The organism is Arthrobacter sp. B1I2 (assembly GCF_030816485.1).
GTDB lineage: Bacteria > Actinomycetota > Actinomycetes > Actinomycetales > Micrococcaceae > Arthrobacter.
Genome location: NZ_JAUSYC010000001.1, coordinates 1,189,039 through 1,213,738, shown reverse-complemented (window position 1 = coordinate 1,213,738; position 24,700 = coordinate 1,189,039). Strand labels below are relative to the sequence as shown.

Below are 24,700 nucleotides of genomic sequence, written 5' to 3'. Positions count from 1 at the left end.
CGCAGGAGGAAAGTTACTTCTTTTCCCAACCGATGGTGGTCCAGTCCGGAACCTGCGAGAGGCTCTGGAAGAGGGACGGCCCGTAGTTGGCCAGGCCGGTGCGGACGAAGGAGATCTGCGGTCCGTTGAAGACCACACCCATGGAGAAGTACTTCGCCATGTGCTCCTTTTCTACCTCCATGGCTGCCTTGTTGCGGGCGGCGTTGTCCTCGATGGAAGCGAGGTCGGCGATCTTCTTGTCCAGCTCGGCGTCGCCCAACTGGTTTTCGTTGGTCTTGGAGTCGTAGTACTGCTTCACGGCATCGGTGGCATCCGGACCAACGGTGTAGCCGGAGATGCTCAGGTCGAACTCACGGCTGCCCAGGACCTTGCCGAAGTCGGCAGAGGCGCGCTGGTCAATTCCCACGTCCATGCCGCCGGCCTGGAGCTGCTTCTGGAGGGTCTGGGCGACGGCCAGGGTGGTGGGATCGTCACCGAAGTTGCTGATCTTGAAGGCGGCGGGCTTGCCGTCCTTCTCCATGATGCCGTTGGCGTTGGCCGTGTAGCCGGCGTCGGTGAGGACCTTCTTGGCCGCGTCCGCGCCGGTTTCCTTGACCGGGTAGTTGTCCTGGTAGTACTCGGAGAACGGCAGGAGCATCATGGAACCGGAGCTGGGCTCCTCCCAGTTCAGGCCGTTGAAGCGGACCTTGCGCAGGGCTTCGCGGTCGACGGCGGCGAAGATGGCCTTGCGGACATTGACGTCGGTGATGCGCTGGGCGTTCAGGTTCAGGCCGCCGGCAAAAAGGCGCTGGCCGCGACGAATGTCGGAGTCCTTGGTGCCGTCCAGCTGCTTGTAGAGCGAAATGGTGTTGGCGGACATGGCGTCAATTTCACCGTTCTTGAACGCGGCGATCTGTGCGCTGGTTTCCAGCTGGCGGAAGGTCACGTTGGCCAGGACGGGCTTCTGGCCCCACCACTTGTCGTTCGGCACCAGCGTGACTGTCTTGGCGGCGGTGTCGTACTGGTCGAGCTTGAAGGGCCCGGCCATCCATTCGGGATGAAGGTTGCCGTTGAAGCCCTCGTTGAAGACCTCGGGGCTGTTCACGGCGGGGTGGATGAGACCGAAGAAGAGCGAATCCACCGGGAAGACCGGCCGGCTGGTCTTGACGATGACTTCCTTGTCGCTGCTGCCTGCCTCGACAGACTCGACGAACTCGTAGGCGCCCGAACTGACGATGTCGTAGCCGGCATCCGGGCTCTTGAGGATGTTCCAGGTGTTCTTGAAGGCCTTGACGTCGATCGGCGTGCCGTCGTTGTAGGTGGCTTTGGGGTTCACCTTGATGGTGATGGTCTGCTTGCCGTCCTTGACCTCGCTGTCCACCGACTCACAGAAATCCGTGTTGGGCGTGATCTTGCCCTTGAAGTCCACCTTCCAGCAGCCACCCATGCCGCCGCTGTTCATGGCGACCGGGTTCATGGGAACCTGCAGGGCAGAGTTGTCCGCGCTGTTGCCGTTGTTGGAGAACCCATTGAAGTCGGGACCGATGTTCCCCAGCGGAAGGGTGATCTTGCCGCCCTGCTGAAGATCGGCTGCCGGCTTCTCGTTTATGCTGATCAGCTTGGACAGGTCGCTTCCCGATTCCTGTCCCTTGGCTGTTTCGGGGCCGCTGGCACCGCCACCGCCGCAGGCCGTCAGCGCCAGGGCCGCAGCAACGGCTGCAGCTCCGCCGATCCTGTTCAGTTTCCTCATGGTTTTCCCTTCATTGGTGCGAGTGGTGGTGCTTGTGGGTCGAGAAGTCTTAGGGCGCATGGTGGTCCGCCGGTTCGTGGACCACCAGCATGTCCTCATCCAGTTCGCCGTCGGGGAAAAAGCAGGCGAACTGCTGGTCCGCCGCGGAGGCCGCGGCTTCCAGGGGCGGTTCCAGGGTGAGGCATTTTTCCTGCTTGGCCGGCGGCAGCGCCGCGAAGACAGGACAGCGGGTGGCGAAGTTGCAGCCTTTGGGGGCTTGCAGCGGCGAGGGCAGGTCGCCCTGGAGAATGATCCGTTCGCGGGTGCGTTCCAGTTGCGGGTCCGGCACGGGGATGGCGGAGAGCAGCGCACGGGTGTACGGGTGCCGGGGGTTGTCGAACACCCGGTCCACGGCGCCGATCTCCACAATCTTGCCCAGGTACATGACCGCCACCCGGTTGGAGATGTGGCGCACCACGGACAGATCGTGCGCCACCAGCAGGTAGCTCAGGCCAAGTTCCGCGCGAAGGTGGTCCAGGAGGTTAATCACCCCGGCCTGGACTGAAACGTCGAGGGCGGAGACGGGTTCGTCCAGGACCACCAGCTTGGGGTTCACGGCCAGCGCGCGGGCGATCCCGATCCGCTGCCGCTGCCCACCGGAGAACTGGTTGGGGAACCGGTTGACGTGGTCCGGCTGCAGGCCCACGAGCTTCATCAGCTCCATGATCCGCTTCTTGATGGCCACCCGGTCCATACCCGCGTTCTGCAAGGGCTCGGCCAGGACTTCGTATACCGTGAACCGGGGATCCAGGGCGCCGGTGGGGTCCTGGAACACCATTTGGAGCTCGCGGCGCATCTTGGCTTTGGTCTTCGCGTCCGCCGCCTGCTTGTTGCTGAGGCCCCCGATCACCACCTCGCCGTCCTGGTCCGGGTGGAACTCCATGATTTCCAGGAGAGTGGTGGTCTTTCCCGATCCCGACTCCCCCACGATGGAGAAGCATTCACCTTCGCGGATGTCGAAGCTCAGGCCGTCCACGGCCTTTACGGTGCCGATCCTGCGCTTGATCAGGGCTCCCCGGGTCAGCGGGAAATGCTTCCGCACGTCCGTGAGCCGCAGCACGGCGGGCCGTTCAGTACGGGGGATCGCATCGAAGCGGGACACTGCCACCGGCGGGGCGGCGAACACGTCGTGGACATCCACCGTTCGGCCCAACGAATCGGACTTGATGCAGGCCGCCCGGTGCAGCGCCCCGCCGTTGACAGGGGCCAGGGCGGGCTCGCCGTCAAGGCATGCGTCCGAGGCCAGGGGGCAGCGGGGGGCGAACGAGCACCCGGTGGGGGCGTGGATCAGGTTGGGCGGCATTCCCTCGATGGGAACGAGTGAGGATTTCTCCGCCACATCCACGCGGGGCACAGCGCCGAGCAGGCCCATGGTGTACGGCATCCGCGGGTTGTAGTAGATGTCGTCCACGGCGCCGGTTTCCACGGGCTTTCCCGCGTACATGACCATGATGTCGTCCGCCATCCCGGCCACGACGCCGAGATCGTGCGTGATCATCACGACGGCGGCACCGGTCTCCTCCTGTGCCGCGTGGAGCACCTCGAGGACCTGGGCCTGGATGGTGACGTCCAGGGCCGTCGTCGGCTCATCCGCGATCAGGACGCGCGGGTTGTTCGCGATGGCAATGGCGATCATGACGCGCTGCCGCATGCCGCCGGAGAACTCGTGCGGGAAGGCTTTCAGCCGTTCCTTGGGGCTGGGGATTCCCACCATGGCCAGAAGTTCGACGGCGCGCGCTTCCTTGGCTGCCCGGCTCATGGTGGGGTTGTGGATGGTCAGCGCCTCGACGATCTGGGTGCCCACCGTGAACACGGGTGTGAGGGAGGAGAGCGGGTCCTGGAAGACCATGGCAATGTCGTTCCCGCGGTACTCGCACATGGCCTTGTCGCTCAGTCCCAGCAGTTCCCGGCCCTTGAGCCGGACGGAACCGGAGACCTGGGCCGCGGGCGGGAGAAGTCCCATGATGGCAAGGGACGTGACCGATTTGCCGGAACCCGATTCACCCACGATTCCCAGCGTCTTGCCGGGCATCAGGTCGAAGTCGACACCCCTGACCGCGTGGACCACGCCGTTCTCAGAGTCGAAGCGGACATTCAGGTCACGGACCGAGAGGACTGCGTCGGTAGGGGCGTGCAGTCCTGCCACGTGCAGGCGCTCCACGTCCGAGCGCGCCGAGTCCATGGCTCCGGTGGTGATTTCGCTGCTCATGCCATCTTCTTTTCCGCGGGGATTTTCCGGGCCTTGGCCTTGGCCTTCTTGGCCTTGCCGGTGGAACTGGAGCTGGGGTCAAAAGCGTCACGCAGGCCGTCGTTCATCATGGCCAGGGATCCGGTCAGCAGGAACATCACGGTAAGCGGCACCCAGAACATCCACGGGAAGGTCTGCACCTGGGACGTGGCACCGCCGATCAGCACGCCGAGGCTCACATCCGGGACCTTGATGCCGATGCCGATGAAGGAAAACGCCACCTCGGCGAGGATGGCTGCCGTGACACCGCGGGTGATGTCCAGGATCAGCAGCGAGCCGATGTTTGGCACCAGGTGCCGCCACACGATACGGCGCGGCGGCACCCCCATGTACTGGGCCGCCTTGACGAAGTCACGCTGCATGAGGGACATGGACATGGAGCGGATCAGGCGGGCCGTTCCCATCCAGCTGAACACCAGCAGGACGATGATGAGCAGCAGCCACGAGGGAAGGTTGCGTTTAAGCCCTGCGCCTCCGCCGCTGGTTGCGACGGCCACCACCAGGAGCGCCGGCATCATGATCAGCGCCTCCAGGACGAACAACATGACCTTGTCCACCTTGCCGCCGAAGTAGGCCATGGTGCAGCCGTAGACGGCGGCGACCAGGACCGATACCAAGCCCACCACCAGGCCGATCAGGATGGAGATCCTGGTGCCCTCCACGGTCATGGCATAGAGGTCGATTCCGGCCTGGGACGTGCCCAGGAAGTGCTCCGCCGACGGCGGCATCCCGATGTTGAAGGGGTCGATGGTTTCCTTGTCCCACTGGGTGAGGAAACCGCCGACGAACGAGAAAACAGTCAGGGCCAGGAAGACGGCCAGGCCCGCGACGGCGGTCTTGTTGCGCAGGAAGCGGCGGAAGATGATGGTGGATTTGCCGATGACGACGTCGGCGTTTTCCAGGTGCGCGTCCTGCGCTACAGCTGCCGGGTCAACGGCGTTCAGGTTGGTCACGGCTACTGCACCCGCACTCTCGGGTCGGCAAGCGTGGTGGCGAAGTCCGCCAGGACAGCCCCCAGGGCGAAAATCACGGAGCCGTAAGCCAGCGTGGCCGTGGCGGCGTTGACGTCCTGGAGCGAGATGGCGTCGATGCTCCAGGAGCCGACACCGGGCCAGGCGAAGATCTTTTCAGCGAAGAACCCGCCGGCGAAGATTGCCGGAATGGTGAACGCGATACTCTGCGCCACGGGGATGAACGAAACCCTAAGCGCGTGCCGGGAGATCGCCTTGTTCCTGGTCAGGCCTTTGGCCCGGGCCGTGCGGACGAAATCAGCGTTCACGTTGTCCAGCAGGTACTGCCGCTGCGCGATCTGGTACGCACCCCACCCCACGAGGGTGATCGCCACCGTGGGCACCACATAATGCGCCAGCATGTCCACAAACTGCGGCCAGCCCGGCTGGAGGCCAGGGGTGGAAATTCCGGTGACAAAGAAGATGCGGTCACCAACTGACTCGTTGATGCTGATGGCGCCCAGCTGCACCAGGAAGTAGGCAATGGGAGCCGGAACAATGTAGGCGAGGTAGCTGTAGGACGTGATGGCCCTGTCCTGGAACTTGTACTGCCGCGCTGCTGAATAAACCCCAAGTGCCACGCCGATAACCAGCGTCAGGATGATGGATGCCAGGAAGAGCCGGGTGGAGATCCACACGCGGTCCCCAAACTCGGCGTTAATGAAGGCGCCGTTGGGGCTCCTGCCCCAGTCCCACCGCGTCACGATGGCAGTCAGCCAGTCAACGTACCGCTCCCACGGGCTGAGGTCCGGATCGAGGCCTTTGAGCCGCATCGAGTTGGCAACCTGTTCAGGCGTGGGCCGGGGAATGCGCTCCTGTTCGAGCAGCGCGGGCTTGAGCGAGCTTACGGCGAGGAAATATCCGGCTGATGTGGTCAGGAAGATCATCACCACGTAGGTGATGGCGCGCTTGGCGAGGTACTTGAGCATGGCCGGCTATATCTTCGCGGGCGCCACCGGGTAGTGGACGGAGGGACACTCCGGTGTCCACTGGTGTGCCGTGCTGCCGGACAAAACAACCATCTCTGCTGGATCCTTCCGTCTCCCCCGGACAAGCACGGTTCGTGCCGCCTCACCGGGTCCTGCACCAGCGGGTAGCTGGCCTCCCGCAGCCCCATGGGCAGGTCCTGGTGGACTATGTCGCGGGTCACATTCCAGAGGAAACTATCACAAGCCCCATCCCTGAAAGTGCCGGAATCCCCGGAATTCCACCGCGCCGTATCAGATCGTTATGAATAGTTCTGTGAAGTTCGTTTGACTGGACGGAACCGACAATGGGGGCTAACCTACGCGCCCAATACCACCCTTGTCACAAGCTCGCGCCATGATGATGAGAGCCGCTCAGGCGTGACGCCGTGTACCCGGATGAGGTGCATGAGCCTTTCCGGGTCCAGCGTGGCGGTAAGGGAACTCGCCATAAGCCACGGCTCCCCAAGTCCGGGGCCGCCCTCCCGCAGCAGCATTTCAACGTGCCGGTTCCAGAGGGCGGCAGCCGGGACGTCGAACCCGCCGTGGGGGCCGGTTCCGGCGGCAAGGACCAGGTCTCCATACTCCATCACGTAGGCAATCCGCTCCGCTCCGAAGGCCACAAGCCGGTCCAGGGCCGGCGCGCCGGGGCCCAGGGGCGGCGGCCCGAACAGGAAGCGGGACTGGAAAGCCGCCTCGGAGTCGTCCAGGAGCGTCAGCATCAGGCCTGCCCGGCTGCCGAAACGGCGGAAGACCGTACCCTTGCCCACCCCGGCATGCTCCGCCAGCCGGTCCATGGTCAGCGCCGCGGCCCCGCACTGTTCGATCAGTTCCCGGGCAGCCACCAGGAGGCGCTCCCGGTTGCGGGCTGCGTCGCGGCGTTCGGCAGCCGTTACCGGCGCGGTTCCCGGCTGCACTGGGATGAAGCTCACAAGGACAGTCTAGCGGTGGGGAATAGAAGCGGACCATGGTCCGTTTTAGTCTGATGAAGGCTCTTTGAGCCTCTGTTTATCCGAACGCGGCCCCCGCCGCCCGCTAGCCAGGAGTTCCCATGACCAAGAGCACAGTCCTTACCCTCGTCGGCAGCCTCCGTGCCGAGTCCACCAACCAGAAGCTGGCGGAAGCCATCCAGCTCAACGCCCCCGAGCAGGTGGACGTGGTGATCCACGAGAGCCTGGGCAATATTCCGTTCTACAACGAGGACCTCGACGTCGAAGGCCAGGTCCCGGCTGCCGCCGCAGCACTGCGTGCCGCAGCTGAAAAGGCTGACACCCTCCTGCTGGTCACCCCCGAACACAACGGCACCGTCCCCGCTGCCCTGAAGAACGCCATCGACTGGCTGTCCCGCCCCTTCGGCGCCGGCGCCCTGGCAGGAAAGCCCACCGCCGTCGTCGGTACTGCGTTTGGCCAGTACGGCGGTGTCTGGGCCCAGGATGAGGCCCGCAAGGCCGCCGGCATCGCAGGCGCGCAGATCCTGGAAGACGTCAAGCTCGCCGTCCCCGGCTCCATGGTGCGCTTCGCCGAAGTCCACCCCAAGGACGACGCTGAGGTAGTGGAGCAGATCAAGGGCATCTTCGACGCCCTGGCCGCAGCAGCCCCGGCCGCCTAGCCACCCCCCCGCAACCAAGCAGCGCCCGGCACGCAGTTCGCGTGCCGGGCGCTGCCGCGTTTTGTCACTCCGGTGCCGCCGTGACCAACTCTTGTCCCAACCGGTACCTCCCGGACATCTGCACCGGGCACGGGCCGCCGTAGCGTTAATCCACTGGACCTCCTCGATCGGATGACGGTGCCGCATGGCAAAAAGATGGAGTTGGGACGGCTGTGGGCGCAGCACCCTGGCGGCGGGCTGCCTGGCACTGCTGCTCGCTGGTTGCAGCCTCCCTCTCCCCCAGCCCGAAGGGCCTTCCCTCCCCGCAACCGGCGGCAACACCGGAACCAGCGCAGCCCCACTGGCCCTCCTTCCCGCCACAATTGAGGGCAGCAGTGCCGGAGCTGCGGCCCCGCCCGTTACGGTGTACTTCGTGCTGGTGGACGACGGCGGGCGGCAGGGCGTCCGCTTCGGCTGCAACGACAGCCTGGTTGGCTCCGCGCGGACAGGCAGCACCGGGGATGCGCGGCTCAAAGCGGCGATCGGCGCCCTGCTCGGTGAGGAACAGCAGCCCGGTGGCATGTACAACGCGCTGGGCGGCCACCGGCTGAAGTTCCTGTCGGGAAGTTTTGATGGCACCACGGTCACGGTTTACCTGGCGGGACACCTGAAGCCCGGCGGAACCTGCGACCTTTCCCGCATAGAGGCCCAACTCACCCAGACCGCCCTCCAGGCCGTGGGTGCCGTCAGGGCTGACATCTACATCAATGGAGAGACGCTCGCGGACTACCTGAAGCTGGAGCAGGTTCGTGGCCGTTAAATCGTAGATAAACAACTGTTGCTTTGCGGGCAACAGCTGGCTGTATCCTGACTCTGTGACCCACGAAACACTCGACGCTTCCGCAGGCACGCTGCCGGCGGAGGCCATTGACGCGATAGAGCGTGCCGCCACCTCGGCACACCGCCACGAGGAGCTGTTTTCCGAGCGGGCGGCCAACATCCGCCAGTCGGCCGTCAGGGATGTCTTCGACATCTCCATGCGGCCGGGCCTGGTGTCCCTGGCCGGGGGAAGCCCCTACCTCCAGTCACTTCCCCTGGACCGGCTGGCAGCAACGGCAGCGAAGATCATTTCTGAGGACGGGCTGACTGCACTCCAATACGGGGCAGGGCAGGGAACCGAGGAGCTCCGGACGCAGATCTGCGAAGTCATGGCCGCCGAAGGCATCCTGGATGCCCGCCCGCACAACGTGGTCATCACCGCAGGTTCCCAGTCGGCCCAGGACGTGGCCACCAAGCTGTTCTGCAACCCGGGCGACGTGGTGCTGGTGGAGGACCCCACCTATGTGGGTGCACTGAACACGTTCGAGGCCTATCAGGTCCAGGTGGAAACCGTGGAGATGGACCAGTACGGCCTGGTACCGGAACTGCTGGAGGCCCGAATTGCAGCCCTGCAGCTCGGCGGCAGGAACATCAAGTTCCTCTACACCATCCCGAACTTCAACAATCCCTCCGGCATCACCTTGGCCAGGGAACGCCGGCAGCAGGTCGTGGATATATGCCGCAGGGCCAATATCCTGGTCCTCGAGGACAACCCGTATGGCCTGCTCCGCTTCGAGGGCGAGCCCCTGGCTCCGTTGCGGGCCGCAAACCCCGATGACGTCATCTACCTGGGCTCCTTTTCCAAGATCTTCGCGCCCGGCCTCCGGATCGGCTGGGCCCTTGTGCCGGAGCATCTGCAGCGCCGCTATTACCTGGCCGCGGAATCGGTAACGCTCTGCCCGCCCGCCCTGAACCAGATGCTGGTCTCGGCCTACCTGCGCGAATACGACTGGAAAGGCCAGATCGAGACCTACCGCGGACTGTACGCCGAACGCTGCCGCGCCATGCTGGCCGCCCTCAAGGAATACATGCCCCCGGGAACCAGCTGGACCAGCCCGCAGGGCGGCTTCTTCGTCTGGGTGACGCTGCCCGAGGGCGTGGACACCTACCCGCTGCTGCACAAGGCGATCGACGCCGGCGTCGTGTTTATCCCCGGCGCTGCCTTCACGCCGTCGGACGAGCCGTCCAACAAGCTGAGGCTCGCCTTCAGCGCCGTACCTCCGGACGCCATCGCCGAGGGAGTGCGCCGGCTGGCGCCGGTGCTGCAGGAAGCCATCGCCGCGCTGTAGCGTAAGCCACACGAGTGCCGAAAACCGAGCAAAGGAGCATGCATATGGGTGGAATCATCGTTGTAGGGGTCGACGGCAGCGAGACCGCGAAGAGGGCGGCGGAATCGGCCAAGGACCTGGCTGCGGCCCTGGGCGCTTCCCTGCACGTCGTGTCCGCCTTCGACAGCGACCGGACCGAAGTGTTCGGCAGCGGCAGCGACCGGTGGATCGTATCCGACGCGGACGCCGCCGAGCAGGTTGCGCGGACGGTGGCGGAATCCCTGGGCCGGGACATCACGGTGACCTACTCGGCCGCCCGGGGACGGCCCGCGGACGCCCTGATCAAGGAAGCCTTGCGCATGGACGCCCGCATCATCGTGGTTGGCAACCGCCGCATGCAGGGCATCGGGCGGGTCCTTGGCAGCGTGGCCAACAGCGTGGCCCACAACGCGCCCTGCGACGTGTACATCGCCAACACCTACGACGCCGACTGAGCACCCGGATCCCGCTGGCGGCGTAACGCCGGACACTCCCCGTGGTGGCGGATATCGCTGCGGGGGGTGTCCGTTCTCACCGGCCGGAACGGGTTTCGCCCCAGTCGCCAACGATAAAATTGAAGAGGCCCCAAAGGCGTGGACATCGACGCATCCACCCCCAGCGAAGGGCTCCCCTTGATCACCTTGCAGCGCCGCCACCTCGTAGGCCACGACATCCTGCTGGCCCGCCACGGAAACCACATCTCCTCCATGCGGGTGGACCGCAGCAACGGCCGGGTTGTTGCACTGCTTGATGATGGCAGCCTGGACAGCGCCCCCAACCTGATCGCGCCGGGACTCCAGCTTCCCCAGACCGTGCGCAGCGTACTGCGCGAGGACTGGAAGCTCCTGGGAGCCTGGGCCGGCGCAGCTGCCCTGATGGGCGGCCTGATGACCGCAGCAGCGGTGGTCCTGGGAACCACGGCCGATCCGGCCATGCTTGAGGCCTTCACCGCGTACTCCGCGTACTAATACCCCGCGGCCGGGCTGGGCTGTTCAGCCGAGCAGCCAGCCCTGCAACAGCCACCAGATCCCGGCCATCACCACACCGCCGAAGAGCGACCCGGCCACCACCTGGGCCAGGGAATGCGCCCGCAGGACCACCCGTGACCAGCTGACCGCCGGAATAAGGAGCAGAGCCGGAGCCCACGCGGCGCCGAGCATCAGCACCGATACGACGGCGGCGCAGGAGACGGCAGCGGCATGTCCGCTCATCTTCCAGAACGGGCTGACGGCGGCCAGCACGGCCACGCCGCCCACCACCGCCAGGACCATGGCGATCACGCTCAGTGGTGCGTCCACGGCCCTCAGCACCAGCAGTCCAACAGCGATGCAGCCCAGTGCCATCAGGAGCACGGGTGCGCGCTGTTTCCGGTCACTGACGTGGTGGTCCGTGACCTTCCCCAGCCTGACCAGGACCAGCAGCACCAACAGCGGAAGCACGCACACAAAGAGGGCCGCCAGCGCGCCGTAGCCAATCGATCCCGGAAATCCGTCCTCCGCCAGCGGGCTGATCAACAGCTGGATGCTCACCACCACGGGAGGCTGGAAAACCTCCGTCAGCCAACTGGCCGTGCGGTTCCTGACCCGGATTGACCCGCTGCTTACCGTCACGCCCTGTTCCAAACGGCCTAGTCCAGGAGCAGCGCGGGCTCTTCAAGGATGGCCGCGACGTCGGCCATGAAGCGGGCGGACAGGTCACCATCCACCACGCGGTGGTCAAAGGATCCGCCCAGCGTGGTGATCCAGCGCGGAATCACCTCACCGTCCAGGACCCAGGGCTTCTGCTTGATGGTTCCGAAGGCAACGATGGCCACCTCGCCCGGGTTGATGATGGGCGTACCCGTATCGATGCCCAGGGCGCCGATGTTGGTGATGGTGAGCGTGCCGCCCTGCATCTGCGCCGGCTGGGTCTTCCCGGCCCTGGCGGTGGTGGCCAGGTTGTTCAGCGCCAGGGCCAGCTCCTTCAGCGACAGGTCCTGCGCGTTCTTGATGTTGGGGACCATCAGGCCGCGGGGGGTGGCTGCGGCGATGCCCAGGTTCATGAAGTGCTTGACGTGGATTTCCGCGGTATCGGAGCCTTCGTTGTCCACCCATGACGCATTCACGCTGGGGTTCCGGGCGGCAGCCCAGATGACGGCCTTGGCCAGGATGAGAAGCGGCGAGACCTTGATTCCCTCGAAGTCCCGGGAGGCCTTGAGCCGCTTGACGAACTCCATGGTGCGGCTCGCGTCGACATCCACGAAGATGCTGACATGCGGCGCTGCGAATGCCGACTCCACCATTGCCTTGGCCGTGGCCTTGCGGACGCCCTTAACCGGGATGCGCTCCACGCGCTGGTCCTGCGGCTTTCCGGCCTTGCCCCAGAAGCCGTCTGCCTTATCCAGTTCCGCGTCCCGCTGGGCCTGGTAGCTGACCAGGTCCTCGCGCGTCACCTCGCCGCGCGAACCCGTGGCAACCACGTCCGCCAGGTCGATGCCCAGGTCGCGGGCGATCTTGCGGACCGGGGGCTTGGCCAGCACCCGGTTGACCAGGCCCGTGATGGTGCCGCCAAAGGTTTGCCGGGCGTCGACGGCGGCAGGTTCGTTGCCGGACACGGCGGCGGGCGTGTGGGGCTGGACAGGTTCAACTGCGGGAGCGTTGAACGTTACAGCGGCGGCCGGGGCTGCCTTCCGGGGGCGGCGCTTGACGGCGTCGGCCTTGGGACCGGAGCCCACCAGCGGACCGCCGGGCAGCGCACTGCCGCCGGCGCCGCCGTCGTGCGTGGCGCCCTGTGCCGCATCCTCCGGAAGCTTGCCGTAGAGCGGCTGCGCCGGTGCCTCAGGGGCCCGGACTTCAGGCGCGCGGACGTCCGCGGGCGTGGGATCACCGGAAACCTGGTCGCTGACGCTGATGATGGCGGTGCCGACGTCGACGGTCACCCCTTCCTCCACGAGCAGTTCGGTGACCGTTCCGGCAAACGGGGAGGGCAGTTCCACGATGGACTTGGCGGTTTCGATTTCACAAAGGACGTCATTGATGGCGACGGCGTCACCCGGCTTGACCTTCCACGAGACGATCTCCGCCTCCGTGAGGCCCTCGCCGACGTCGGGCAGGTTGAACTTGTTCAGGGTCATGGTGTCCTCAGTAGGAGAGGGCGCGGTCCAGCGCCTCCAGGATGCGGTCGATGTCCGGAAGATAGTCTTCCTCCACCTTGGCAACGGGGTACGGCATGTGGAATCCGCCGACGCGGATCACGGGTGCCTCGAGCGAATGGAAGGCGCGTTCGCTGATGCGTGCGGCGATCTCGCCGCCGATCCCGCCGAACGTTGGGGCCTCGTGTGCCACGATCAGGCGTCCGGTCTTCCGGACGGAGGCGGTGACGGTGTCGAAGTCGATCGGCGAAATTGACCGCAGGTCGATGACCTCAACCTTCCTGCCGTCTTCCGCTGCGGCATTGGCCGCGGCGAGGGCAACCGGAACCAGGGGACCGTACGCGACGATGGTGGCGTCCGTGCCCTCCCGCAGGACATGGGCCTTGAACGGGTCCGCCGAAGCGCCGGGCGACTCCGTGTCCACGTCGCCCTTGAGCCAGTAGCGGCGCTTCGGTTCGAAGACAATCACGGGATCCTGGCAGTCCACCGCCTGCTGGATCATCCAGTAGGCGTCGTGCGCGTTGGACGGGGTGATGATCCGCAAACCGGCGGTATGCGCGAAGAGCGCCTCCGGGGATTCGGAGTGGTGCTCGATCGAGCCGATGCCGCCGCCGTACGGGATGCGGATGACGACGGGCACGGTGAGGTTGCCGTTGCTTCGCGAGTGCATCTTGGCCAGCTGGGTGGTGATCTGGTTGAAGCCCGGAAAAACGAAGCCGTCGAACTGGATCTCGCACACCGGAAGGTAGCCGCTGAGGGCAAGCCCGATGGCCGTCCCCACGATCCCCGATTCCGCCAGCGGGGTATCCACCACCCGGTCGGGGCCGAACTCGGCGATCAGGCCGTCAGTGACCCGGTAGACGCCGCCCAGGGGGCCGATGTCCTCACCCATGAGGAGCGTGCGGGGATTGTTGCCGAGCGTCGCACGGAGGCCTTCGTTGATGGCCTTGGCAATGGTCATGGTGGTCATCAGTTGGCTGCCCCGTCTGTCGCTGCCTGGTGGCTACCTGCCCCGCCGGCGGGTGGCTGGTCGGCAAATCCTGCGCTGTACTCCTCGAACCAGGCCAGTTCCTCTGCCACCAGCGGATGGGCTTCGGCATAGGTGTTGGCGAACGCCGTCCGGATATCCGGGCTTTCAAGGTCATGGGCGGTGCGGCGGACGTACGCGGCGAGCTCGTCGCCGTCGGCCTTGACCTTCGCGAAGAAGGCGTCATCGGCCAGGTCCTGGGAGCGGAGGTACTTTTCGAGGCGTTCGAGGGGGTCTTTGGCGCGCCATTGATCCTCCTCATCCGAGCCCCGGTATTTCGTGGGGTCGTCCGCGGTAGTGTGCGCCCCCACCCGGTAGGTGAAGGCCTCGATCAGCACGGGTCCCCGGCCCTGCCGGGCACGTTCGAGGGCCCATTCGGTGACGGCGTGGACCGCGACGACGTCGTTTCCGTCCACCCGGATTCCCGGGAAACCGTAGCCCTTGGCACGGTCGGCCAGCGGCACCCGGGTCTGCACGGTGCTGGGCACCGAAATGGCCCAGTGGTTGTTTTGGCAGAAGAACACCACCGGCGCGTTGTAGGACGAGGCGAAGACCATGGATTCGTGGACGTCGCCTTCAGAACTGGCGCCGTCGCCAAAGTAGACCATGACGGCGGCCTTGGGTTCCTGCGGCTGGTCCGGGGCTGCGTTGGCCGCAGCCAGCTTCTGGTCCCGCTGCAGGCCCATGGCGTAGCCCACGGCATGCGGAGTCTGCGCGGCAAGAACAAGGGTGTAGAGGTGGAAGTTGGTGTCCTTGGGGTTCCATCCTCCGTTGGAAACTCCACGGAACTGGCGAAGCAGTTCCGCCAGGTCAACGTTCCGCGTCAGGGCGACGCCGTGCTCGCGGTAGGTGGGAAAGATGTAGTCCTGCGGCTGGCTGGCACGCCCCGAGCCGATCTGGGCCGCTTCCTGCCCCGTCAGCGGTACCCACAGCGCCAGTTGGCCCTGGCGCTGGAGTGCGGTGGCCTCGACGTCGAAGCGCCGGATGGCTGCCATGTCCGCGTAGAACCCGCGCAGCTTCCCGGCGTCGATCCGATCGGCATATTCGGAGAACACGGGATCCCGCCCCATCACTCCGTCGGGACCCAGCAGTTGGACCATCGGCTCTGCGGGCGCGCCGAGGACCGCCTCGGCTTCCGCCTCACGCTGGTCGTCTACCGCTGTTCCATCGAACTCGGTGGAAGGCAGATGAGTGCCCATACCGTCTCCTTGCTTGCCGCATGCGGATGCAATGCAAAATGTCGCTGGGATATATGCCGCTAAAGGAATACATTCCCTTTACGGCATATACATTGGCTTACTGATCCTAACTTTATCTTCGGTAAGTAGCGGGAGGGCTACATGTTAAGTGCTAGGAAGTTGACGGCGCCTTTGTATAGTCGGCACACAGCTGGAGGAAGCGGGTGTTGGCCTCGGGTTCCCCGATGCTGACCCTGACGCCCTCGCCGGGGAATGCCCGCACCGAGAGGGCGCGCGTCCCGGCCAGCTCAGCGAAGGCGGCACTCTCAGCACCAAGTGCGAGCCAAACGAAGTTGCCTTGGGCGTTGGGGACGGCCCATCCGAGCTCGCGCAGACCGGCCGTTACCCGCGCCCGCTCGTCCACGAGTTTTTGTACCCTTTCGACAACTTGGGCGTAATTCTCAAGGGAAACAATTGCTGCTTTTTCGGCTATCTGGGAGACGGCGAATGGTGTGGCGGCAACCCGAAGGTACTGGGTCAGTTCGGGGCCCGAGACGCTGTAACCAACGCGGAGGCCGGCCAGGCCGTGTGCTTTGGAAAAGGTCCGGAGCACAACCACGTTGGGGTATTTGCGGTAGAGCCCAAGCCCGTCCACGGCGTCCTCCGCCCGGACGAACTCCTGGTACGCCTCGTCAATGACCACCACGACGTCCCCGGGAACGGACCGGATAAAGGCTTCGGTTTCAGCTGCAGTTAAGGCAGGGCCGGTGGGGTTGTTGGGCGTGCAGAGAAGGACGACCTTGGTGCGTGCAGTCACGGCGGCCGCCATCGCTTCCAGGTCATGCCGACCGTCCGCGGTCACGGGGATGCGCACACTCTCGGCCCCTGCCAGGCCCACGCTGATGGGGTACGCCTCAAAGGAGCGCCATGCATAGATGACTTCGTCCGCCTTGCCGTCCTCGTTCTGGCCCGCAAAGGCCGCAAGGATCTGGTTCAAGGCACCCAGGCTTCCCGCTCCGGTGACAATGTCCTCGGCCGGTACGCCAAGGAATTCTGCGAGCGCGGCGCGGAGCTTGCTGCTCAGCGGATCCGGGTAGCGGTTGAAGTCCGTCTGGCTGGCGATGGCGTCGAGCACGGCAGGAATCGGCGGAAGGGGATTTTCGTTGGAGGACAGCTTGTAGCTGGCCAGTCCACTGACGGTGGCCGGCGGCTTTCCTGCAGCATAGCGGGGCAGCCGGTCCAGCACCGGGCGGGGTGCGATGCCGCCGGCCCTGGTCTCAGATGAAGTCATGGCTCCTAGCCTACGTCCAAGCCCCTGCGGGAATCCGGGGAGGGAACCCCTGAAATTCAGGGGTTCGCTCCCCGCCGCATTACAGGACCGTATGGAAGCATGGTGGCATGGGTTCACTTATCCTCCGGGTCATCGTCAACGCCGCGGCTCTTTGGGTGGCCAGCTGGATCCTGCCGGGAATGGACATCTCGAGCACCGCGGCATCCGATGCCGTGGCCAGGACCGGCGTTTCGCAGGACACGGAAACCATCGGGATTGTCCTGGCCTACCTCTTTATTGGCCTCATCTTCGGCGTGGTGAACGCCTTCGTGCGGCCACTGGTGAGACTGCTGGCGCTTCCCATCACCATCCTGACGCTTGGCCTGTTCGCGATCGTCATCAATGCCGCCATGCTGTACCTGACGGCATGGATCAGCACCTACACGCCGGTGCAACTCACCATCGATTCGTTCTTCTGGACTGCGGTCCTGGCCGCGATCATCATCTCCCTGGTCTCACTGGTGGCGGGTTTGCTGCCGGGCGGCCGGCGCTGACTCCCTGTCCGGGATTTGACCGCCAAGTAGTCGGGGCGGGCGAAAACAGGTACGCAACAGGTGCCTTTTCGCCGGGGAGCCTTCAAAACTTTAGTACCGGCCACCGATGACCCCTGGGGGGCGGTCCGCTTAGGCTGCAAATCGGGCCCCGGAGGGCCTGTTGCTGCCAGTTCCGAAAGACGGGGGCCGAAGAATGAAGCCCAGAAGGATCCTGCTCGCCGCCTGCTTGCTTTTCGCATGGCAGCCCGGCCCGGTACACGCAGACGCCGAGACAGGGTCCGCACTGCAGAACGCCCCTGCTCTGGGCAACGACATTTCCTGGCCCCAGTGCGGTGTTGACCTCCCCGCACCCCCGGCTTTTGCGGTTATTGGTGTGAACGGCGGCCGGCCTGACACAGTCAACCCATGCCTGGCTGCCCAACTGGCCTGGGCGGACCGGAGTTCAGATGCCGCAGGGGGAACTCCGGCAGCGGTGTACGTTAACACCGCCGCAACGGGGCCTGTGGCATCCCAATGGTGGCCAACAGACAACAACCATCGTGGCGTGGACGTCAGCAACCCCTACGGCGTGTGCGATGGCACGGAGGCTCCGGCCTGCGCGTTCGTCCACGGGTATGCCATGGCCGTCAATGACGTCGCGATCCTGAAGGAAGCCGGCGACGGCGTGGTGCGGCGCATGTGGTGGCTGGATGTTGAAACCGGAAACAGCTGGCTTTGGGACAAGGCCGCCAATGCTGCCGAGCTGGAAGGCATGACCGCATACCTGGAGAGCGCGGGCGCAGAAGTGGGTATTTACTCGACTGGGTATCAGTTCGGCGAAATTGTGGGCGAAGTGGGTCCCGGCAGCAACCTGCACAGGCTCAAGAACTGGCTGGCGGGTGCCGTGTCCACATCGACGGCCCGGGAGTATTGTGCGGCTGCGCCCCTCACTTCCGGAGGGATGGTCACGCTGACCCAGTTCACGGAAGGCGACCTCGACTACAACTACCGGTGCCCCGCCGCCGCACCGGCACCGGCTTCCCAGCCCGCTCCACAACCAGCCCCAACGCCCGCCAGGTCGCGCGGTGATGCGTACGCTGAACTGCACGCCGCCCAGATCTCATGACCCTGCCTGGCTGCACGCTCCTACTTGGCGCCCGGTTGCGGCCGGCTGGAAAAGGGATCCCTGCGGTCCATGGCTGGAGGGGGCGGCGGCCTCTTCGTCAAGGAGAAGCGGGTGGCAGTGGCAGCTCCGCCGGCTCCCAACACTGCGCCCAGCACCCCCGCGGACTGCGCCAGGGACGGGTCCTTGCTCGCCGCCACCAGACGGCCGGCCTCCTCATATCCGCCGAGCCGGTGCCCGGGTCCCAGGCCGGCATCTTCTCCCCCGCGCACATACAGATCGTTGGTCACGGTTACGGTGACCTGGTTCCTGGTGTCCCGGTTCGGCAGGCCGTCACTGCCGGGCACCCAGTCCGTGCGGTGTTCCAGGTGGAGCGTACTGACATCGTCCGGAGGAATTATTCGTGAGATCGGCGAGCCGGCGGTCAGTACGTATTTCAGGCGGTACTCCTTCAGGAAGTCCTCGTCACCCGCCAGATTCATGGCGTGGATGCCACCTTGGCTGTAACCCACCGCCACTACGTCCGCTCCCGGTTCCGCACCGGCAGCATGCAGCGCCTGAAGGACAGCGGCGTTCACCTGCGCGGAATCATTACCCATGCCATCGACGATGCCGCCCAGATCAAAGGGATTGGTTCCGCCGTCTTCTTCCTTTACCTGCGTTCCGGGAACGGCCACCACGTAAGCCTTCCCACCCTTGTTCTCCACCTCAATAACCTCGATGAAGCCGCTGCCGCGTTCCTCAAGCAGCCTGACCCGCTCCAACAACCCGGCGGGTGTGGCATCGAGATCGATGCGCAGGCTTTCCTCCTGCCTGGTTTTGACCGGGCCCGTACGCAGCCCCGGGATGGCCGCTTCAACCGCGGACCTGGTCACAGGGAGGACGGTAACGGCATTTGTCAGCAGCATTTCAGTGGCATCACCGTTGAGGAATCCTGTGCGCCAGAAGTCCACGTGCTTCTGAAGTTCCACCTGCGGATCCGGCACGCCAAGCATCCACTGCATATGGGCAACCGCTTCGGCCATGTCGTAATCCCGCCTGCAACTGCGAACCTGGCTGCCGATCCGCTGCAACTCCAGCCGGACTCTTTGGCACGCATCCCTTGCCTCCCCCACAGCAATGAGCGCGGCCGTTCCCGTGCCGCGCGGCCGGTTCTGGTAGGAACCAAGTCCCTGCCAGGCGCCGAAAAGCTCAGCCTCGATGGCGGCGAGCCGGTGGGCGAGTGCATCGAGCTTTCCGGCGCCCACGTCCAGCTCCTCCAATTGAACGGTAATGCCGCCCACACCCCCGGAGACCGTCAGAATCCCGTCCGGGCGCGGTGGTGAAACATGGATGGGATCCCCTGGACCGGAGGGGGTGGGATCCGCCATCAGAACCGTCCGTCGGGTGAACACTCGGAAGTAAGCGCCGCACGCGCATGGGCATCCACCGCGGCTGAAGCCTCCCGGATCCGGTCCAGGGCCCTTCGCACGGCCGCGGCCTGCAAGCCCACGGAGTTGCGGTAAGCCTGGCCAGCGGGCGATTCCCAGTTCACCAACTGGATCTCGTGGAATCCCGCAAGCACCTCTTCCGCCCTGTCAGAGCACTGCGCCACCCTTCTGCCCAGCGCCTGGACTTCAAGGCTCACACCCAGCCCGTTGCCCCATATCCCGTCCGTCACATCGTCTCCCATGCCAGCTTCCCGTCGCGGCCTCCCGGGCCGGATGATTCGCCACAACCTTGCCGCTTCCAACGCTAGGGAGGCGGCCCTCCCCAGGTAAGCGCCGTCGTCGGCTATGTGGACAAGTAACGTGGATGGCCCGCTTAAGGCGTCGCCGGACTTCATGAAAGAATCAGCACATGCCTGAAACTGCCGCCACAGCCGATACCCGTACGCCATCTGGACGCCTGGCCCTCGCCGCGTCACCGGAAAAAATCGCGCTCGGACCCCTGGACGGCCGCTACCAGTCCGCCGTCGCACCCCTCGTTGACTACTTGTCCGAGGCCGCCCTGAACCGCGACCGCGTGGCTGTCGAAGTTGAATGGCTCATCCACCTGACCAGCAACAACGTCCTTCCCGGCGCCGGGCCCCTGAGCCCGGCGCAGCAGGACCAGCTTCGCGCCATCGTCACCGAATTCGACGCCGGTTCCGTGGCTGAACTCGCCGAAATCGAAGCCGTCACCGTCCACGATGTGAAGGCCGTGGAGTACTACATCGGCCGCCGCCTGCCCGGGATCGGCATCGAAAACCTGACCGCCATGGTCCACTTCGGCTGCACCTCCGAGGACATCAACAACCTTTCCTACGCACTCGGCATCAAGGGAGCTGTGGAGGACGTGTGGCTGCCGGCGGCCCGCGCCTTGGTAGGTCAGATCAGCAAAATGGCGGAAGAGAACCGCGCCGTCCCCATGTTGTCCCGCACCCACGGCCAGCCCGCCACCCCCACCACCCTGGGCAAGGAGCTGGCAGTCATTGCCCACCGCCTGACCCGCCAGCTGGACCGGGTCGCAAAGACAGAGTTCCTGGGCAAGATCAACGGTGCCACCGGCACCTACGCGGCCCACGTGGCCTCGGTCCCGGGCGCCGACTGGCAGCAGGTGTCCAAGTCATTCGTGGAGGGACTGGGCCTGACCTGGAACCCCCTGACCACGCAGATCGAAAGCCACGACTGGCAGGCTGAACTCTACGCCGACGTGGCCCGCTTCAACCGCATCCTGCACAACGTCTGCACGGACATCTGGAGCTACATTTCCATCGGCTACTTCGCACAGATCCCCGTGGCGGGCGCAACGGGCTCCTCCACCATGCCGCACAAGGTCAACCCCATCCGCTTCGAGAATGCCGAGGCCAACCTGGAGATCTCCTCCGGCCTGCTGGATGTCCTTGGTTCCACCCTGGTCACCTCACGCTGGCAGCGCGACCTGACCGACTCCTCCAGCCAGCGCAACATCGGCGTGGCATTCGGCCACTCCCTCCTGGCCATCTCCAACGTGGCCAAGGGCCTGGAGCGCCTGGACGTCGCTGAGGACGTTCTGGCAGCGGACCTGGACACCAACTGGGAGGTCCTGGGCGAGGCAATCCAAATGGTCATGCGCGCTGAGGCGATCGCCGGCGTCGAAGGCATGGAGAACCCCTACGAGCGCCTCAAGGACCTCACCCGCGGCCAGCGCGTGGACTCGGCGCGCATGCAGGAGTTCGTGCAGGGCCTGGGCCTTTCCCCGGAGGCCGAGGCCCGGCTGCTGGCCCTCACGCCCGGCAAGTACACCGGCATCGCGGACCAGCTGGTGGACCACCTGAAGTAAAGCCAGCGGCAGGACAGGAACGGACGACGGCGCCGGGCTCCCCAGGGGCCCGGCGCCTTCCTGCGCCCCGGCAGCGCAACGCCTTGTTCCGCCGTACGCGTGCGACCTTCGGGGGTGGGAAACTGGAAACATGAAGTTGCTCCTGATCCGCCACGGCGAAACCCCCGGCAATGTGCTGGGCCAGCTGGATACCGACCACCCCGGCCCCGGACTCACCGAACTCGGCGAGCGCCAGGCAGAGGCCATGGCGCGGGCGCTGGCCCACGAGCGCATCGGCGCTCTCTATGCCTCCACCCTGATCAGGACCCAGATCACCGCCGCCCCGCTGGCGCGCCTGCACACCCTTGACGTTGAGGTGCTGGACGGGTTGCACGAAATCGAGGCGGGATCGCTGGAGAAGCTCACAGACCACGAAGCCCACAAGCGCTACATGGAAACGGTCATCTCGTGGGCTGCCGGCGACCTGGAACGCCGCATGCCGGCAGGACCGAACGGCCACGCCTTCTTTGAACGGTTCGACGCTGCCATCACGCACGTGGTGGAGCGGGCCGAACAGCGACAGCACGGCACCGTGGCGGTAGTCAGCCATGGTGCCGCCATCCGCACCTGGGCGGGGCGCCGGGCCGATGGCGCGGACCACGAATTCGCCGCCCGCCATACTTTGGCCAATACCGGGATCGTGGCAGTGGAGGGCAACCTCCATACGGGCTGGAACCTGATCCACTGGGACGGAAGCCCGGTGGGCGGGCTTGCCCTGGCGGATCCCACCGCAGAGGATCCGACTGGACGGGACGTTTCGGCTTTCTAGGCCTGCTGCCGGTGCCGTCGGTGCGGAAAAACCTGCATCGTCCTGCATGGACTGGCCTTGCTGACCACCGGGGCGGGGACAAGGCGCGCCGCCAGCGCTGCCGCGCCTGCCGCCGTCGGCCGTTCCCTCGGATCCATGGCCGTCAGGGAACGCAACAGAACGGCCCAGCCGCCGAGGTGGTCCGGGACCTCCGGGGACCGCAGGGTCCGGGCCACGAGGGATTCGATCGCAGTGCCCGGAAATGCCTTGGACCCGGTAAGAAGCTCCAGCAGGACCAACCCCATGGCGTAGAGATCCCAGGAGGGGTGGGCCGCTCCGCCGGATGCCTGCTCCGGGCTCATGTAATGCACGGTACCGGAAGAAATTCCGGGCTCCGGTGCCGACCCCGTTGCGGCGGCGATGCCAAAATCGATGATCCGGACCGGGCTTCTCCGGAGGCCACTCAGCATCAGGTTGGCCGGCTTGATATCCCGGTGCACCAGGCCCCTGGAATGAATGTGGGCGAGCGCCTCGAAAAGGCCGCGCGCCCAGAGTGCGACATCCCCGGGCTGGGGGCTCTGTACCCGGATGGCTTCCGCCAGGCTTGAACCCAAAGCCAGCTCCTCCACAAGGAAGGGACGCCCGGAATAAGGACCGGCCTCAGGCATGACGCCCTGGGCAAGAAGCCGCACGATGGAGGGGTGGTTGAGCGCCGCCAGCATGCCCGCTTCGGTGCGGATCCGCTGGTGCTGCTTCCGGCCGTTGGCCGCCGCGATCTTAACTGCGGCGTCAGGACCTCCGCCCAGGTCAACCGCACGAAACACTTCGGCAGCTGCTCCCCGGCCCAGGCGTTCCCGGAGCTGATAGCGGCCGGCAATCAGACCGCCCGTATCTGGTCCTCGCAGCTCAAGCGGCAGTGCGGGCGCTGCTGTCACGGCGATGCTCATGCGTAGAGGGCGGCTGTTGCGCGACTTGCGCCGATATCTTCAACAGGCCAGGCATCGAGCTGGAATCCGCAGGCGCAGCGCCATACGGGCGGAAGTTCAGTACCTCCGCCACGGGTTGGGGCGTAGGTATAGCTCGCTTGCTCCCATCCCACAGCCGGAGTTACCAGCTGCATGCCGGCACCGCAGTGGACCGGCTGCTTTCCCTGCGGCGCAGTGGTGCCGTCCAGGGTGTATTGCAGCAGATCGCTTTTCAGGGCTGTCCCGGACGCGGGGGGATCAGGCGGTGAAACTTCGGTGAAGGTAACCAACACACTCACGACTCCGTTGGGAAGCAACTTTGGAAACAATCGTAAGCATACATATAACTAGGCTATCTAGCTAGTACACCTAGTGAATTATCGTTTCTTCCGCCTCCGGGGACTGCAGCGCCCGGGTCATCCGCTGGAGGAAATCGACCACAACCCGCGCCTCGTCAGCGGAGAGGCCTTCCGCGACCCTCATCATCCGGCTATGCATTGCGCCAAGGGTCTCGCGGACTTCCTTGTCGGATTCGGCAGTGGGTACCACCACGACGGAACGGCGATCGGAAGGGTGCGCTTCGCGGCGGACGTGACCACTGGCCACCAACCGGTCGATCAGTGAGGTGGTTGAGGCACTAGTAATATTGAGGAATCGGCTGAGGTCTTTAGGGACTACCCGCTTGCCAGACGCCTGGACCCGGAGCAGGTACCGAAGGGCGAGGATATCGGTTTCGCCCATGCCCATTGAGTCCCTGGTGCTGCGGCGCATTTCCGTCTCGGCCGTGCGGTAATCCCGGAGCGACTTCAACACCGCCGCGCTGTAGTCGAGTTGCCCGTCAGGCCCGTACCAGTAGCCGGATCCCTCGTTGCCCGTAGAAGCCATGGAATTATTTTAGACCAGCTTGTAACTAGACGGACAAGAAACTTGCTGTAAGCGCGCGCTGCCACGTTATCCAGGTGCTTACCGCAAGGAAACACCTCCGTAACCCCTCGCGCCTAGCCTTATCTGGCATACCCCTCCGGCGAATCGAGGCAGACATACAGACCAACCCCAGGCTGAACATCCGACAGGTCTCCTGGTCCAACCCCGTGGGCGCCGACCTTCGCCGCGCGCAGCAGGCCGAACTCGACGCCCGCTTTGGCCGGCCTGACCACGAACCCGGCCCGCCGCCGTCGGGCGCCGACTGTGCAGTGTTCCTCGTGGCTTATGACAAGGGGTCGGGGCAGCCCGTGGGCTGCGGCGGCCTGCGGCTCCTTGACGCACCTACGGCCGAAATCAAGCGCCTCTACGTCCTGCCTTACACCCGCGGCTCGGGGGTGGCCAGCTCCATCCTGGCGGCCCTGGAAGCGGAGGCCTTCAGCAAGGGCATTACCCGCATCAAGGCGGAGGCCGGATCAGCCCAGCCGGACGGCCGGAACTTCTACGAGAATTCAGGATTCGAGCCGATCCCGAACTTCGGCCCCTATATCGGGGTGGAGCATTCGTATTGCTACGCGAAGAGCATCAACGCGCGCAGCGCCGCCCAAACCGCCATGGCCTAGCACCAGCCCTTGGGCCGTCACACTCCAGGGCCTCGCAGTCCCGTCAGCTAATTAGCCAGGACGGCAAGCCGGAGCCGCTCGGCTACACCCAAATCA

The 24,700-nt window shown here is 65.3% G+C and carries 24 protein-coding genes; 10 read left to right on the top strand and 14 right to left on the bottom strand.

Annotated features, from left to right (window positions below; genetic code table 11):
- Window positions 1–13 precede the first annotated feature (13 nt).
- The 5 genes from QFZ57_RS05685 to QFZ57_RS05665 all read right to left on the bottom strand — a co-directional run bounded on the left by QFZ57_RS05685 (window position 14) and on the right by QFZ57_RS05665 (window position 6,923).
- Window positions 14–1,729: an ABC transporter family substrate-binding protein gene (locus QFZ57_RS05685; RefSeq protein ID WP_306898650.1), complete on the bottom strand. Its 1,716-nt coding sequence runs from the start codon at window positions 1,727–1,729 to the stop codon at window positions 14–16.
- A 49-nt stretch (window positions 1,730–1,778) separates the two neighbouring features.
- Complete coding sequence (locus QFZ57_RS05680) at window positions 1,779–3,977, bottom strand: dipeptide ABC transporter ATP-binding protein (protein ID WP_306898648.1); 2,199 nt, start codon at window positions 3,975–3,977, stop codon at window positions 1,779–1,781.
- Window positions 3,974–4,969: an ABC transporter permease gene (locus QFZ57_RS05675; protein ID WP_306898646.1), complete on the bottom strand. Its 996-nt coding sequence runs from the start codon at window positions 4,967–4,969 to the stop codon at window positions 3,974–3,976. Before QFZ57_RS05675 ends, QFZ57_RS05680 begins: the two co-directional genes overlap by 4 nt.
- Window positions 4,970–4,971: 2 nt before the next feature.
- The gene (locus tag QFZ57_RS05670; RefSeq protein ID WP_306898644.1) at window positions 4,972–5,955 is read right to left on the bottom strand and encodes an ABC transporter permease; all 984 of its coding nucleotides are present in this window, start codon (window positions 5,953–5,955) and stop codon (window positions 4,972–4,974) included.
- 356 nt (window positions 5,956–6,311) lie between these two features.
- On the bottom strand, window positions 6,312–6,923 hold the full coding sequence (locus QFZ57_RS05665) for a TetR/AcrR family transcriptional regulator (RefSeq protein ID WP_306898642.1): 612 nt from the start codon (window positions 6,921–6,923) through the stop codon (window positions 6,312–6,314).
- Between the two features lie 119 nt (window positions 6,924–7,042).
- Between QFZ57_RS05665 and QFZ57_RS05660 the strand changes: the two genes are divergently transcribed.
- The 5 genes from QFZ57_RS05660 to QFZ57_RS05640 all read left to right on the top strand — a co-directional run bounded on the left by QFZ57_RS05660 (window position 7,043) and on the right by QFZ57_RS05640 (window position 10,733).
- Window positions 7,043–7,600, top strand: coding sequence for an NAD(P)H-dependent oxidoreductase (locus tag QFZ57_RS05660; protein ID WP_306629459.1), 558 nt, complete (start codon window positions 7,043–7,045; stop codon window positions 7,598–7,600).
- Window positions 7,601–7,784: 184 nt separating this feature from the next.
- Entirely contained in the window at window positions 7,785–8,399 is a 615-nt protein-coding gene (locus QFZ57_RS05655; protein WP_306629458.1) for a GerMN domain-containing protein, read from the top strand.
- Between the two features lie 55 nt (window positions 8,400–8,454).
- Window positions 8,455–9,747 carry an aminotransferase-like domain-containing protein gene (locus QFZ57_RS05650; RefSeq protein WP_306898639.1) on the top strand — a complete coding sequence of 431 codons (1,293 nt, stop codon included), beginning with the start codon at window positions 8,455–8,457 and terminating at the stop codon, window positions 9,745–9,747.
- 44 nt (window positions 9,748–9,791) lie between these two features.
- Window positions 9,792–10,220: a universal stress protein gene (locus QFZ57_RS05645; RefSeq protein ID WP_306629456.1), complete on the top strand. Its 429-nt coding sequence runs from the start codon at window positions 9,792–9,794 to the stop codon at window positions 10,218–10,220.
- 177 nt (window positions 10,221–10,397) lie between these two features.
- Window positions 10,398–10,733, top strand: coding sequence for a hypothetical protein (locus tag QFZ57_RS05640; RefSeq protein ID WP_306632436.1), 336 nt, complete (start codon window positions 10,398–10,400; stop codon window positions 10,731–10,733).
- Between the two features lie 24 nt (window positions 10,734–10,757).
- Here QFZ57_RS05640 and QFZ57_RS05635 read toward each other — a convergent pair whose 3' ends face one another.
- The 5 genes from QFZ57_RS05635 to QFZ57_RS05615 form a co-directional block, all read right to left on the bottom strand.
- Entirely contained in the window at window positions 10,758–11,375 is a 618-nt protein-coding gene (locus tag QFZ57_RS05635; protein ID WP_306629455.1) for a phosphatase PAP2 family protein, read from the bottom strand.
- Window positions 11,376–11,392: 17 nt separating this feature from the next.
- The gene (locus QFZ57_RS05630) at window positions 11,393–12,877 is read right to left on the bottom strand and encodes a dihydrolipoamide acetyltransferase family protein (protein WP_306898634.1); all 1,485 of its coding nucleotides are present in this window, start codon (window positions 12,875–12,877) and stop codon (window positions 11,393–11,395) included.
- A gap of 7 nt (window positions 12,878–12,884) precedes the next feature.
- A complete protein-coding gene (locus QFZ57_RS05625; protein ID WP_306629453.1) occupies window positions 12,885–13,865 on the bottom strand; it encodes an alpha-ketoacid dehydrogenase subunit beta in 981 nt (326 codons plus the stop codon).
- Window positions 13,865–15,121 (bottom strand): pyruvate dehydrogenase (acetyl-transferring) E1 component subunit alpha, encoded by a 1,257-nt coding sequence (gene pdhA, locus QFZ57_RS05620; protein ID WP_306629452.1) that lies wholly within the window; start codon window positions 15,119–15,121, stop codon window positions 13,865–13,867. The genes QFZ57_RS05625 and pdhA overlap by 1 nt, the downstream gene beginning before the upstream one ends.
- 151 nt (window positions 15,122–15,272) lie before the next feature.
- On the bottom strand, window positions 15,273–16,391 hold the full coding sequence (locus tag QFZ57_RS05615) for a histidinol-phosphate transaminase (protein ID WP_306898629.1): 1,119 nt from the start codon (window positions 16,389–16,391) through the stop codon (window positions 15,273–15,275).
- A gap of 107 nt (window positions 16,392–16,498) precedes the next feature.
- Between QFZ57_RS05615 and QFZ57_RS05610 the strand changes: the two genes are divergently transcribed.
- Window positions 16,499–16,924, top strand: a complete 426-nt coding sequence (locus QFZ57_RS05610) for a phage holin family protein (RefSeq protein WP_306629450.1) — start codon at window positions 16,499–16,501, stop codon at window positions 16,922–16,924.
- A gap of 544 nt (window positions 16,925–17,468) precedes the next feature.
- Window positions 17,469–18,029, top strand: coding sequence for a hypothetical protein (locus QFZ57_RS05605; RefSeq protein WP_306898625.1), 561 nt, complete (start codon window positions 17,469–17,471; stop codon window positions 18,027–18,029).
- Window positions 18,030–18,049: 20 nt separating this feature from the next.
- On the opposite strand, the gene QFZ57_RS05600 is transcribed toward QFZ57_RS05605, so the two are convergent.
- Complete coding sequence (locus QFZ57_RS05600) at window positions 18,050–19,396, bottom strand: hypothetical protein (protein WP_306898623.1); 1,347 nt, start codon at window positions 19,394–19,396, stop codon at window positions 18,050–18,052.
- Window positions 19,396–19,698 carry a hypothetical protein gene (locus tag QFZ57_RS05595; protein WP_306898621.1) on the bottom strand — a complete coding sequence of 101 codons (303 nt, stop codon included), beginning with the start codon at window positions 19,696–19,698 and terminating at the stop codon, window positions 19,396–19,398. The genes QFZ57_RS05600 and QFZ57_RS05595 overlap by 1 nt, the downstream gene beginning before the upstream one ends.
- Window positions 19,699–19,865: 167 nt before the next feature.
- Here QFZ57_RS05595 and purB point away from each other — a divergent pair, with 167 nt between their 5' ends.
- Window positions 19,866–21,308, top strand: a complete 1,443-nt coding sequence (gene purB / locus QFZ57_RS05590; RefSeq protein ID WP_306898620.1) for an adenylosuccinate lyase — start codon at window positions 19,866–19,868, stop codon at window positions 21,306–21,308.
- Window positions 21,309–21,438: 130 nt separating this feature from the next.
- The gene (locus QFZ57_RS05585) at window positions 21,439–22,116 is read left to right on the top strand and encodes a histidine phosphatase family protein (RefSeq protein ID WP_306898618.1); all 678 of its coding nucleotides are present in this window, start codon (window positions 21,439–21,441) and stop codon (window positions 22,114–22,116) included.
- Here QFZ57_RS05585 and QFZ57_RS05580 read toward each other — a convergent pair.
- Both QFZ57_RS05580 and QFZ57_RS05575 read right to left on the bottom strand, forming a co-directional pair.
- A complete protein-coding gene (locus QFZ57_RS05580; protein WP_306898616.1) occupies window positions 22,113–23,042 on the bottom strand; it encodes a serine/threonine-protein kinase in 930 nt (309 codons plus the stop codon). The genes QFZ57_RS05585 and QFZ57_RS05580 overlap by 4 nt on opposite strands.
- Window positions 23,043–23,429: 387 nt before the next feature.
- Entirely contained in the window at window positions 23,430–23,945 is a 516-nt protein-coding gene (locus QFZ57_RS05575; protein ID WP_306898615.1) for a MarR family winged helix-turn-helix transcriptional regulator, read from the bottom strand.
- Window positions 23,946–24,100: 155 nt separating this feature from the next.
- Between QFZ57_RS05575 and QFZ57_RS05570 the strand changes: the two genes are divergently transcribed.
- On the top strand, window positions 24,101–24,604 hold the full coding sequence (locus QFZ57_RS05570) for a GNAT family N-acetyltransferase (RefSeq protein WP_306629441.1): 504 nt from the start codon (window positions 24,101–24,103) through the stop codon (window positions 24,602–24,604).
- The last annotated feature ends 96 nt before the right edge of the window (window positions 24,605–24,700 follow it).